This window comes from Mycobacterium deserti (assembly GCF_025345615.1).
Taxonomy (GTDB): domain Bacteria; phylum Actinomycetota; class Actinomycetes; order Mycobacteriales; family Mycobacteriaceae; genus Mycobacterium; species Mycobacterium deserti.
This window is the reverse complement of the sequence record NZ_JAODWD010000001.1, coordinates 975,871-987,855: the sequence shown is the minus strand read 5'-3', so window position 1 is coordinate 987,855 and position 11,985 is coordinate 975,871. Positions and strand designations below refer to the sequence as shown.

The following is an 11,985-nucleotide window of genomic DNA, read 5'->3' as shown; positions in this document are numbered from 1 at the left end:
CCGTCCTAACGGTTCACTCGGGGCAGGCCGAGTGCGACCATCCCGATGATGTCGCGCTGAATCTCGTTGGTGCCGCCGCCGAAGGTCAGGATCAGGCAGGAGCGGTGCATCCGCTCGACGCGGCCGCGCAGCAGGGCCCCCGGCGAGTCCGACCGGAGTGTGGCCGACGTGCCGAGCACCTCCATCAGCAGGCGGTACGCCTCGGTGGCCAGCTCGGTGCCGTAGACCTTGGCCGCCGAGGCGTCGGCGGGGGAGGGGGCCGCGTCGCTCGAGGCGAGTTCCCAGTTGATCAGCTTGAGCACTTCGGCCTTGGCATGCACGCGCGCGAGGTTGAGCTGGACCCACTCGGAATCGATCAGCCGGCGGCCGTGCGCGTCTTTGGTGTTCTGCGCCCACTCGCGGACGCCGTCGAGGGCAGAGAAGATCGGCTGGGCCGACACGAGGGCGACGCGTTCGTGGTTGAGCTGGTTGGTGACCAACTTCCAGCCGGCGTTCTCCTCGCCCACCAGGGCGGACGTCGGCACCCGCACGTCCTGGTAGTAGGTGGCACTGGTGTCGACGCCCGCCATCGTGTGCACCGGCGTCCACGAGAAGCCCTCCGCGGTGGTCGGCACGATCAGCATCGAGATACCACGGTGCTTCTTCGCTTCGGGGTTGGTGCGCACCGCCAGCCAGACGTAGTCGGCGTAGGCGATCAAACTCGTCCACATCTTCTGGCCGTTGATCACGTAGTCGTCGCCGTCGCGCACCGCGGTAGTGCGCAACGCGGCGAGGTCCGTGCCGGCGCCCGGTTCGGAGTAGCCGATCGAGAAATGCAGTTCGCCCGCCGCGATCTTGGGCAGGAAGAACCTCTTCTGCTCGTCGGTGCCGAAGGCCATGATCGTCGGCGCCACGCTGTTGATGGTCAGGAACGGCACAGGCACGTTGGCGATCGAGGCTTCGTCGTTGAAGATCAGCCCGTCCATCGGCGGGCGTTCCTGGCCGCCGAATTCCTTCGGCCACGACAGGGTCAGCCAGCCGTCCTTACCCATCTGTGCGACGGTCTCGCGATAGACGTTGCCGCGGCCCATCTCGCCGTCGCTGGCCGACAGCGCCTCGGCACGCTCAGGGGTCATGAGCTTGGCGAAATACGAACGCAGCTCCCGCCGCAATTCCTCCTGCTCCGGGGTGTAGCCGATGCGCATGGCTGTGTCCTAACTTGCTCGTATGGAGGAATCCGTCCGCAGACCCTGATTCACCCCCGGTTGTAACACGTTCTAGTCTTAGGGTCCAGGCCGGTGCCTGACGCAGTGGTCCTCAGGGGCCGAACCACGAGGAGGTTGTGATGCGAGTGGAAGTGGACCGCGACCGCTGCGAAGGTAACGCGGTGTGCGTGGGAATAGCCCCGGACCTGTTCGATCTCGATGACGAGGATTACGCCGTCGTCAAGGCCGACCCGGTGCCCGACGACCAGGAGGACGTGGCGGAGCAATCGATCGCCGAGTGCCCCCGGGCCGCCCTGATCCGCAAAGACTAGAGGTATTCATAAATTGAGCTCGACAGCAGAAGCGAACGATCTGTCCGGACGGGTCGCCGTGGTGACCGGCGCGGCCGCGGGACTGGGCCGTGCAGAGGCCATCGGACTCGCCCGATCGGGCGCGACAGTCGTTGTGAACGACATCGCGACCGCGCTCGACAAGTCCGATGTGCTCGATGAGATCGCGGCCGCCGGTGCCAAAGGTGTGGCGGTCGCCGGCGACGTCAGCGAGCGGGCGACGGCCGACGAGATGGTCGAGACGGCCGACGGCCTCGGCGGTCTGAGCATCGTCGTCAACAATGCGGGCATCACCCGCGACCGCATGCTCTTCAACATGGCCGACGAGGACTGGGATGCGGTCATCGCCGTTCACCTGCGTGGGCACTTTCTGCTCACCCGCAATGCCGCGACGTACTGGCGTGCGAAAGCCAAGGAGAACGACGGCAAGGTCTACGGTCGCGTCATCAACACCTCGTCGGAGGCAGGCCTCGTCGGGCCGGTCGGCCAGGCGAACTACGGCGCGGCCAAAGCCGGCATCACCGCGTTGACGCTATCAATGGCGCGTGCGCTGGAGAAGTACGGTGTGCGGGCCAATGCGATCGCTCCCCGCGCCCGCACCGCGATGACGGCCGACGTGTTCGGCGATGCCCCGGAGCTGACGGACGGGCAGATCGACCCGCTGTCGCCCGAGCATGTCGTGAACCTGGTGCGCTTTCTTGCCTCGCCGGCCTCGGAAGGGGTCAACGGACAGCTGTTCATCGTCTACGGTCCAACGGTGACCTTGGTTGCGGCGCCGACGGCGGAGGCGCAATTCAGTGCGGAATCCGAAGCCTGGGACCCATCAGAGTTGTCCGAAACGCTTCGCCAGTACTTTGCTGGACGGGAATTCGAGAAGTGTTTCTCAGCGACTGGACTCATGGCGTAGCAAGACTGACAGTCTCGGTGGGAACGCCTGCAATCGACTAGAACATGTTCTAGAATGACTTGCGTCACACCTGCGTTGACCAGCACAAAAGTTACAATTTCGACCAGTTTTGTTGTTCTTTGACACTGCGAACGTGTTCTAGTTAGTATGATCCGGCTCACTAAGAGCAACGCTTAGACAAGGGGTGGGAAGCCTGCCGCGGCAACGAGTTTCATCTCTTCGCCACGGTGCACGCGCCGAACGCTCCGACGCCCGAGAACGGAGTCGAGGTTGAAGGAACAGCTTGCGGCGCCGGCTAGGGCCGTAGGCGGGTTCTTCGAGATGTCCTTGGACACCTTCGCGAAGCTGCCTCGTCGTCCGTTCCAATTCCGAGAGTTCCTCGAGCAGACATGGATGATCGCGAAGGTCTCGCTCATCCCGACGCTGCTGGTCGCCATTCCGTTCACGGTGCTCGTCGCGTTCACGCTCAACATCCTGCTGCGCGAGATCGGCGCTGCCGACCTATCAGGTGCCGGTACCGCGTTCGGCACCATCACCCAGCTGGGCCCGGTGGTGACGGTGTTGGTGGTGGCAGGCGCCGGTGCCACTGCGATCTGCGCCGACCTCGGGGCGCGCACCATCCGCGAGGAGATCGACGCGATGCGGGTGCTGGGCATCGACCCGATCCAGCGGCTGGTGGTGCCTCGCGTGCTCGCCTCGACCGTCGTCGCGCTTCTGCTCAACGGTCTGGTGTGCCTCATCGGCCTGGCGGGCGGCTACGTGTTCTCCGTGTTCCTGCAGGGCGTCAATCCCGGCGCGTTCATCAACGGACTGACGGTGCTGACCGGCCTCGGTGAGCTCGTGCTTGCGGAGATCAAGGCTTTGCTGTTCGGCGTCGTCGCCGGCCTGGTGGGTTGCTACCGCGGCCTGACCGTGCAGGGCGGCCCCAAAGGCGTCGGCATAGCGGTCAACGAGACCGTGGTCTACGCCTTCATCTGTCTGTTCGTGATCAACGTGATCATGACCGCGGTCGGTGTGCGGGTGCTCGAATGAGTTACGACCTCACCGTCCGCTTCCGCCGCTTCTTCCGCGGCGTGCCGCGAGCCGTCGACACCGTAGGGGAGCAGGCGCTCTTCTACGGCGAGTCGATCCGCTACGTCCCCAACGCCTTCATGCGTTACCGCAAAGAGACGATCCGCAACATCGCCGAGATGACGATGGGCACCGGGGCGCTGGTGATGATCGGCGGCACCGTCGGCGTCGCGGCGTTCCTGACGCTGGCTTCCGGCGGCGTCATCGCCGTGCAGGGCTACTCTTCGCTGGGCAACATCGGCATCGAGGCGCTGACCGGCTTCTTGTCCGCGTTCCTCAACGTCCGCATCGTCGCACCCGTGATTGCCGGTATCGCCTTGGCGGCCACCATCGGCGCGGGCACCACCGCACAGCTGGGCGCCATGCGGGTGGCCGAGGAGATCGACGCCGTCGAAGCGATGGCAGTGCACTCGGTCTCGTATCTGGTGTCCACCCGCCTCATCGCCGGACTGATCGCGATCATTCCCCTGTACTCGCTGTCGGTGCTCGCCGCATTCTTCGCCGCCCGGTTCACGACCGTGTACATCAATAAACAGTCCGCGGGCCTCTACGACCACTACTTCAACACGTTCTTGGTGCCGACGGACCTGCTGTGGTCGTTCCTGCAGGCCATCGTGATGGCGGTCGCTGTGATGCTGGTGCACACCTACTACGGCTACAACGCATCCGGCGGTCCCGTGGGCGTCGGCATCGCGGTCGGTCAGGCAGTGCGCACATCGCTGATCGTCGTCGTGACCATCACCCTGTTCATCTCACTCGCCGTTTACGGCGCGTCCGGCAACTTCAACCTCTCCGGGTAGGCGGCGATGTCAGACCTGGACGCGAAGCGCAGCCACGTCAGGATTGCCGCGGCGATCCTGGCGGTGCTCCTCGTGGCGGCGACCGTCCTCACCTACCTGTTCTATACCGCCGCCTTCACCTCGACTGACACGGTGACGGTGATGTCGAAGCGGGCGGGCCTGGTGATGGAACGCGACGCCAAGGTCAAGTACCGCGGCATCCAGATCGGGGAAGTCCGGTCCATCGAGTACGCCGGCGAAGAGGCCAGGCTGACTCTTGCGATCGACAGCAACGAGATGCGCTACATCCCGGCGAATGCGCCGGTACGCATCGCCAGCACGACGGTGTTCGGCGCCAAGGCAGTGGAGTTCATTCCACCGGAGCAGCCGATGGGACAGTTGGAGCCGGGCGCCGCGGTGAAGGCGGATTCGGTTCAGCTCGAAGTCAACACGCTGTTCCAGACGTTGACCGACGTGCTGAACAAAATCGACCCGATCAACCTGAACGCGACGCTGAGCGCACTGGGCGAGGGCCTCCGAGGCAACGGTGACGACCTCGGCGCGATGCTGTCGGGTTTGAATTACTACCTGCAGCAACTGAATCCGAAGCTGCCGACCTTGCAGGAAGACCTGCGTCGGACCGCCGTGGTGGCCAACATCTACGGCGACGCGGGCCCCGACATCGCCCGCATCCTCGACAACGCACCGACCATCGCCAACACCATCGTCGACGAACAGGACAACCTGAACGCGACCTTGCTGGCCGCAACGGGATTGGCCAACAACGGCACGGCCACCCTGGCGCCGGCCGAGGACGACTTCATCGCCGCCATTCAGCGGTTGCGCGCGCCGTTGAAGGTCGCGGCCGATTACTCACCGATGATCGGTTGCACGCTGCAGGGTGTGGCGGAGGCCATCGACACCTTCGCCCCGGTCATCGGCGGCACCCGGCCCGGCCTGTTCACCTCATCGAACTTCCTTCCCGGTTCGCCGGCGTACACGTATCCGGAGAGTCTGCCGATCGTCAACGCGTCGGGCGGCCCGAACTGCCGCGGCCTGCCGCACATGCCAAGCAAGCAGTTCGGCGGATCCTGGTATCGGTCACCGTTCCTCGTCACCGACAATGCCTACGTGCCGTTCCAGCCGAACACCGAACTGCAATTCGACGCACCGTCGACGCTGCAGTGGCTGTTCAATGGGGCCTTCGCGGAAAGGGACGATTTCTAGATGAAAAGGGATCACACCCTTCTCAGCGTGTCCGTCTTCACGGTGGCGATGTTGTTGGTCGCCGCGCTGCTGATCGTCGTGTTCGGCGAATTCCGGTTCGCCTCCGAGGGCGGGTACCACGCCACGTTCACCGACGCGTCCCGGCTGAAGGCCGGACAAGATGTGCGCATCTCGGGAGTGCCCGTCGGCGCGGTCAACGAGGTCAAGCTGAACGACGACAACACCGTCGACGTCTCGTTCGACGTCGACAAGCGCTACCAGCTGTACACCTCGACCCGTATGGTCGTGCGCTACGAGAACCTGGTCGGTGACCGCTATCTGGAGATCACGTCGGGGCCCGGCGAGCTACGCAAACTCCCTGAGGGCAGCACGATTCCGAAGGAGAACACCCAGCCGGCCCTCGATTTGGACGCGCTACTTGGCGGGTTGAAGCCGGTGCTCAAGGGTCTCGACGGCGAGAAGGTCAACCAGGTCAGCAACGCAGTCATCGAACTGCTGCAGGGCCAGGGCGGCGCCTTGTCGAATCTGCTGTCCACGACCAGCGCCTTCACCCAGAACCTCGCTGCCAGAGATCAACTCATCGGCGACGTCATCAACAACCTGAACACGGTGTTGGGCACTGTCGACGAGAAGGGCGCGGAGTTCAACGCCAGCGTCGATCAACTGCAGAAGCTGATCACCGGCCTGGCCCAGGGCCGCGACCCGATCGCGGGCGCCATCCCCCCGCTGGCGTCGGCGTCGAACGACCTGACCGAAATGCTGCGGGAGTCGCGCCGACCGGTGCAGGGCGTGATCGAGAATGTCCGCCCGCTGGCCCAGCGCCTCGACGAACGCAAGGGCGACGTCAATAAGGTCATCGAGCCACTGGCCGAGAACTACCTGCGTCTCAATGCGCTCGGCGCGTACGGTTCGTTCTTCAACATCTTCTACTGCTCGACGCGGTTGAAGATCAATGGTCCTGCGGGCAGCGACATTCTGATCCCGCTCGGTGGACCGCCCGATCCGTCGAAGGGGAGGTGTGCACCGCTCGATGAGTAGACCCGACGAATCCAATCCGCTGCGCACCGGAATCTTCGGCATCACGCTGGTGGTCTGCCTGGTCCTGGTGTCCTTCGGCTACACCAGCTTGCCGTTCTGGCCACAGGGCAAGCCGTACGAGGCGTATTTCACTGATGCCGGCGGCATTTCGCCCGGCAACGACGTGAACGTATCCGGCATCACCGTCGGCGAGGTGACCGGCGTCGAACTGGCCGGTGACAAAGCCAAGGTCCTGTTCACCGTCGACCGCGGTATCGCCGTGGGCGACCAGACGCTGGTCGCGATCAAGACCGACACCGTGCTCGGAGAGAAGTCGCTGGCGGTCACCCCCGGCGGCGGTGGCGAGTCCACGGTGATTCCTGTGGGCCGCACCACGACTCCCTACACCCTTAACACCGCGCTGCAGGATCTCGGGCAGAACGCCAGTGAGCTGGACAAGCCGCGGTTCGAGCAGGCGCTGACAACGCTCACCGACTCGCTGCGCGACGCGACCCCGCAGTTGCGCGGAGCGCTCGACGGTGTCGCCAACTTGTCGCGCAGCCTCAACAAGCGTGACGCGGCGCTCGATCAACTGCTCACACATGCCAAACGGGTGTCGGACACCCTCGCCCAGCGTGCCGGTCAGGTGAACCAGCTGATCGTCGACGGCAACCTGCTGTTCGGCGCGCTCGACGAGCGGCGCCAGGCGCTCAGCAACCTGATCGCGGGCATCGACGATGTCTCCGAGCAGCTTTCGGGCTTCGTGGCCGACAACCGGCGCGAGTTCAAGCCCGCGTTGGAAAAGCTGAACCTGGTGATGGACAACCTGCTGGAGCGCCGCGAGCACATCAGTGAGGCGCTGAAGCGGCTGCCGCCATATGCGACAGCTCTTGGCGAGGTGGTCGGCTCCGGTCCCGGCTTCCAGATCAACCTGTACGGCCTCCCGCCTGCTCCGCTCGGCGAGGTGCTGCTCGATACGTATTTCCAGCCCGGCAAGCTGCCCGACAGCCTGGCCGATTATCTGCGCGGGTTCATCTCCGAGCGCATGATTATTAGGCCGAAGTCGCCATGACGAATGCAGCTCAGTCCCCGACCCGCAGTCGCTGGCTGCGGGTGGCGCTGGCCGTCCTGCTGGTGGTCACGCTGGCCGTCGGCGTGTACCTGATCTGGCCGTCGCGCGGCGGTCACAAGATCGTCGGATACTTCACCTCGGCAGTCGGGCTCTATCCCGGCGACGAAGTTCGCGTCGTCGGTGTTCCGGTGGGTGAGATCGACTCGATCGAACCCAGGGCCAGCGACGTGAAAATCACGATGACGGTCAAGGACGGCGTCCGGGTGCCCGCCGATGCGCAAGCGCTCGTCATTGCACCGAACCTGGTGGCCGCCAGGTTTATTCAGCTGACACCCGCCTACACCGGCGGTGACGCGATGAGCGACGGCGCCGAGATCGGGCTCGACCGCACTGCGGTGCCCGTCGAGTGGGACGAGGTCAAAGAACAACTCACCCAGCTGAGCGAGCAGCTAGGTCCGCAGCCCGGCTCCATGCAGGGGCCGTTGAGCAACTTCGTCAACCAGGCGGCCGACACCTTCGACGGCAACGGCGATTCGTTCCGGCAGGCGCTGCGTGAGCTGTCGCAGACCGCGGGGCGGCTGGGCGACTCGAGTGGCGACCTGTTCGGCACCATTCGCAACCTGCAGGTGCTCGTCAACGCGCTGTCGAACAGCAACGAACAGATTGTGCAGTTCTCCAACCACGTCGCCTCGGTGTCGCAGGTACTGGCCGACAGCTCGGCGGATCTCGACAACACGCTGGGCACGCTCAACCAGGCGCTCACCGACGTGAAGGGATTCCTGGGCGAGAGCAACGAGGCGTTGATCGGTCAGGTCAACAGGCTGACCGACTTCACCAGCCTGCTCACCGAGCGCAGCGAGGATATCGAGCAGATCCTGCACATCACACCCAACGGCCTGTCGAACTTCTACAACATCTACAACCCCGCACAGGGCACGGTCGGCGGTCTGTTGACCCTGCCCAACTTGGCCAACCCGATACAGTTCATCTGCGGGGGCACTTTTGAGGCCGCCGCTACCACGGACAACTACAAGCGTGCTGAAATCTGCCGCCAGCGAATGGGTCCCGTGCTCAAGCGCATCACGATGAACTTCCCGCCCCTGCTGTTCCATCCGATCAACAGCATCACGGCGTACAAGGGACAGATTCAGTACGACACCCCCGCGACGGAGGCGAAGGCCGAGACGCCGGTGCCGTACCTGCAGTGGCAGCCTGCGCCCGGGGTCACGCCGCCGGTGATATCGGCGGACACGGATCTCAGCTCGTTCATGTTGCCGCCGACGCCGGGTGCCGCACCGGGCGCACCGCCCTCGTCGTCGCACTCCGGGGGACCGGAGGCCGCACCCGCGGCAGGACCTGTTCCCGCCGAGGGTGGTTCGCCCGCGCCGATCGAAGGCGCTCCCGTCGCGCCACTTCCCGCCGAGGCAGGTGGATGATGCTGCGCAAGGTATTGGCAATCTCAGCGGGCTCCGTGCTGCTGGCGGGCTGTCAATTCGGCGGACTGAACTCGCTGAACATGCCAGGGACGTCTGGGCATGGCTCCGGTTCGTACAAGATCACGGTCGAACTGCCCGATGTGGCCACGCTGCCACAGAATTCGCCGGTGATGGTCGACGACGTGACCGTCGGCAGCGTCTCGGGCATCGAGGCCGTGCAGCGCTCCGACGGGACGTTCTACGCAGCGGTGCAGCTGTCGCTCGACGGAAACGTCGAGCTGCCCGCCAACGCGACGGCCAAGGTGGCGCAGACCTCGCTGCTCGGGTCGCAGCACATCGAGTTGACCGAGCCGGCCGAGGGGCCTGTCGACGGCAAGCTGAAGGATGGCTCCAACATTCCGTTGGAGCGCACCGGGCGTTACCCGACCACCGAGGAAGTGCTGTCCTCGCTCGGTGTTGTGGTGAACAAGGGCAATCTCGGTGCGCTGCAGGACATCACGGATGAGACCTTCAACGCCATCGCCGGTCGGCAGGGCACCTTCGTCGACCTGATACCGCGCCTCGCCGAGTTGACCGGTTCCCTGGACCGGCAGACAGGCGACATCATCGCCGCGGCTGAGGGGCTGAACCGGTTCGCCAGCATCCTCGCGCAGAGCAAGGACAGCCTCGGCCGCACGCTGGACACCCTTCCCGCGGCGCTCGAGGTGCTCAACGAGAACCGCACCAACATCGTCGACGCCTTCGGTGCGCTGCGGAGTTTCGCCACGATCGCCTCGCGGATCCTGCAGCAGACCAAGGACGACTTCACCGCCGACTTCAAGGACCTGTTCCCAGTGGTGAAGGCGCTCAACGACAACGCGGACACCTTCATCAAAGACCTAGAGCTGTTGCCCACGTTCCCGTTCCACTACGACTATCTGAAGCAAGCCGTGCGAGGCGACTACCTGAACGTCTACGTCACGTTCGACCTGACGCTGCGCCGAGTCGGCGAGTCGATCTTCACAACGTCGTGGGGCCTTGACCCGAACATGAAGCGCATGCCCGAAATCATCAACCCGCCGGAATTCCTCACCGGCGCCATGGCAAACCTGTCGGGGCAGGCCGCCGATCCGTTCGCGATTCCGCCCGGGACCGCCACCCAACATGGGACGGGGCCGTAATGCTGGACCGTCTGACTCGCCTGCAGCTGGCGATCTTCGCAATCGTCACGGTCCTGACCGTCGGCGCAATATCGATCTTCTACCTGCAGTTGCCTGCCGCCGTGGGAATCGGGGCGTACAACGTGACCGCGAATTTCGTTGCCGGTGGCGGGCTTTACGAGAACGCCAACGTCACGTACCGCGGTGTGACCGTCGGCCGAGTGGAGACTGTCGGACTGACCGACGACAGCGTGGTCGCGCACATGCGGCTCAACAACGGCGCGTCGATACCGGAGAATGTCACCGCGACGGTCAAGAGCGTCTCTGCGGTGGGTGAGCAGTACATCGACCTGGTGCCACCCGGTGAGCCGTCACGCTCCGAGTTGCGCGACGGGTCGAACATCGACCTGGAGCACACCGCGATCGGCCAGGACGTCGCCGGCCTGCTGCGGGAGTCCGAAGATCTGGTCGCCAGTATCGGCAACAGCCGGCTGCAGGACCTGCTACGCGAGACATTCAAAGCCTTCAATGGATCCGGGCCGGAACTGGCGCGGCTGATTCAGGCCTCACGGATGCTCGTCGACGAGGCCAACGCCAACTACGGCCAAGTGGCGCAGTTGATCGACCAGGCCGGACCCTTCCTCGACGCGCAGATCCGCAGCGGCGACGACATCCGTTCGCTGTCCGAAGGGTTGGCGCGGTTCACCACCGAGCTGGCCAACGCCGACCCGCAGCTGCGCACCACGCTGCGCACCGTCCCGGGCGCGACGGAAGAGGCGAACGAACTGTTCGCGGGCATCCGACCGTCCTTCCCGGTGCTGGCCGCGAACCTGGCGAATTTCGGCCGCATCGGCGTGATCTACAGCAAGTCGATCGAGCACGCGCTGGTGGTGTTCCCGGCGCTGATGTCGGCGCTGCTCACCGTCGGTGGTGGAGTGCCCGTCGACGAGGGCGGCAAGCTGGACTTCAAGATCCACCTGCAGGACCCGCCACCGTGTTCGACCGGCTTCATCCCGGCGACCGAGATCCGGTCGCCCGCCGACGAGACGCTGCGCGAGCTGCCGACCGACCTGTACTGCAAGGTGCCGCAGAACGACCCGTCGGTGGTGCGCGGCGCCCGTAACTACCCATGTCAGGAATTCCCCGGCAAGCGGGCACCCACGGTCGCCCTGTGCCGTGATCCGCGCGGGTACGTGCCGATCGGCAACAACCCGTGGCGGGGACCCCCGGTGCCGGTCGGCACGCCGATGGACGTTCTCGAGGACGACACTTACGAGGACGGGCGCAACATCCTGCCGCCCAACAAGTTCCCCTACATTCCTCCGCAGGTGGACCCGGATCCGGGGCCGCCGGTTGTGCAGCTGCCGCCGGGCATCCCGCCGGGACAGGGGCCTGCGCCGCATGCGCCCTACCCGTTGCCGGTTCCACCGAACGAAGTGCGGCCGACGCTGCCGCCCGCGTGGCCGTTCTTCTCTCCGCCTGATCATGTGGTGCCGCCGTACGGCAGGCCCGCGCCCCCGCCGCCGCCAGGGGCGCCGCTTCCACCGGCCCCGCCGCCTCCGGGCGCGCCACCCGCCGTCGGGCCGCCGCTGCCTGCGGAAGCGCCGATGGCCGGTGGTCAGTTCGCGACGTACGACCAGGGCGGCAAGTTCGTCGATCCGGCCGGCGGAACCGGGGTGTTCGCCGCGGGCACCGACGAGTTGCTGCCCGCAGAGAACTGGGTCGATCTCATGCTGTCGCCGCGGCAGGCCTGAGACGAACTATCGTCGGAAGCCGTCCGTGAAAGCGGGCTGACCCGATTTT

Annotated in this window: 11 protein-coding genes; 10 read left to right on the top strand and 1 reads right to left on the bottom strand. The window is 65.3% G+C overall.

Going from position 1 to position 11,985, the window contains the following annotated elements; translation table 11 throughout:
- Positions 1-5 precede the first annotated feature (5 nt).
- Positions 6-1,184, bottom strand: a complete 1,179-nt coding sequence (locus N4S67_RS05005) for an acyl-CoA dehydrogenase family protein (RefSeq protein ID WP_260991792.1) — start codon at positions 1,182-1,184, stop codon at positions 6-8.
- 140 nt (positions 1,185-1,324) lie between these two features.
- Here N4S67_RS05005 and N4S67_RS05000 point away from each other — a divergent pair, with 140 nt between their 5' ends.
- The 10 genes from N4S67_RS05000 (at position 1,325) to N4S67_RS04955 (ending at position 11,936) form a co-directional block, all read left to right on the top strand.
- Positions 1,325-1,516, top strand: a complete 192-nt coding sequence (locus N4S67_RS05000) for a ferredoxin (RefSeq protein ID WP_260991791.1) — start codon at positions 1,325-1,327, stop codon at positions 1,514-1,516.
- A 13-nt stretch (positions 1,517-1,529) separates the two neighbouring features.
- A complete protein-coding gene (locus N4S67_RS04995) occupies positions 1,530-2,441 on the top strand; it encodes a 3-oxoacyl-ACP reductase (RefSeq protein ID WP_260991790.1) in 912 nt (303 codons plus the stop codon).
- Between the two features lie 270 nt (positions 2,442-2,711).
- A complete protein-coding gene (locus tag N4S67_RS04990; protein ID WP_260991789.1) occupies positions 2,712-3,473 on the top strand; it encodes an MlaE family ABC transporter permease in 762 nt (253 codons plus the stop codon).
- Positions 3,470-4,312, top strand: coding sequence for an MlaE family ABC transporter permease (locus N4S67_RS04985; protein ID WP_260991788.1), 843 nt, complete (start codon positions 3,470-3,472; stop codon positions 4,310-4,312). The genes N4S67_RS04990 and N4S67_RS04985 overlap by 4 nt, the downstream gene beginning before the upstream one ends.
- Positions 4,313-4,318: 6 nt before the next feature.
- Positions 4,319-5,518, top strand: a complete 1,200-nt coding sequence (locus N4S67_RS04980; protein WP_260991787.1) for an MCE family protein — start codon at positions 4,319-4,321, stop codon at positions 5,516-5,518.
- Complete coding sequence (locus tag N4S67_RS04975; protein WP_260991786.1) at positions 5,519-6,556, top strand: MCE family protein; 1,038 nt, start codon at positions 5,519-5,521, stop codon at positions 6,554-6,556.
- A complete protein-coding gene (locus tag N4S67_RS04970) occupies positions 6,549-7,607 on the top strand; it encodes a virulence factor Mce family protein (protein WP_260991785.1) in 1,059 nt (352 codons plus the stop codon). The genes N4S67_RS04975 and N4S67_RS04970 overlap by 8 nt, the downstream gene beginning before the upstream one ends.
- Positions 7,604-9,043, top strand: coding sequence for an MCE family protein (locus N4S67_RS04965; protein ID WP_260991784.1), 1,440 nt, complete (start codon positions 7,604-7,606; stop codon positions 9,041-9,043). Before N4S67_RS04970 ends, N4S67_RS04965 begins: the two co-directional genes overlap by 4 nt.
- The gene (locus tag N4S67_RS04960) at positions 9,043-10,203 is read left to right on the top strand and encodes an MCE family protein (protein ID WP_260992061.1); all 1,161 of its coding nucleotides are present in this window, start codon (positions 9,043-9,045) and stop codon (positions 10,201-10,203) included. The genes N4S67_RS04965 and N4S67_RS04960 overlap by 1 nt, the downstream gene beginning before the upstream one ends.
- Positions 10,203-11,936 (top strand): MCE family protein, encoded by a 1,734-nt coding sequence (locus N4S67_RS04955; protein WP_260991783.1) that lies wholly within the window; start codon positions 10,203-10,205, stop codon positions 11,934-11,936. Before N4S67_RS04960 ends, N4S67_RS04955 begins: the two co-directional genes overlap by 1 nt.
- Positions 11,937-11,985: the final 49 nt, after the last annotated feature.

Excerpts from the sequence above, each read along its gene's own strand:
- N4S67_RS04980 (WP_260991787.1), top strand. The coding sequence starts at position 4,319 with ATGTCAGACCTGGACGCGAAGCGCAGCCACGTCAGGATTGCCGCGGCG.
- N4S67_RS04960 (WP_260992061.1), top strand. The coding sequence starts at position 9,043 with ATGCTGCGCAAGGTATTGGCAATCTCAGCGGGCTCCGTGCTGCTGGCG.
- N4S67_RS05005 (WP_260991792.1), bottom strand. The coding sequence starts at position 1,184 with ATGCGCATCGGCTACACCCCGGAGCAGGAGGAATTGCGGCGGGAGCTG.
- N4S67_RS04955 (WP_260991783.1), top strand. The coding sequence starts at position 10,203 with ATGCTGGACCGTCTGACTCGCCTGCAGCTGGCGATCTTCGCAATCGTC.
- N4S67_RS04970 (WP_260991785.1), top strand. The coding sequence starts at position 6,549 with ATGAGTAGACCCGACGAATCCAATCCGCTGCGCACCGGAATCTTCGGC.
- N4S67_RS04975 (WP_260991786.1), top strand. The coding sequence starts at position 5,519 with ATGAAAAGGGATCACACCCTTCTCAGCGTGTCCGTCTTCACGGTGGCG.
- N4S67_RS05000 (WP_260991791.1), top strand. The coding sequence starts at position 1,325 with ATGCGAGTGGAAGTGGACCGCGACCGCTGCGAAGGTAACGCGGTGTGC.
- N4S67_RS04965 (WP_260991784.1), top strand. The coding sequence starts at position 7,604 with ATGACGAATGCAGCTCAGTCCCCGACCCGCAGTCGCTGGCTGCGGGTG.
- N4S67_RS04985 (WP_260991788.1), top strand. The coding sequence starts at position 3,470 with ATGAGTTACGACCTCACCGTCCGCTTCCGCCGCTTCTTCCGCGGCGTG.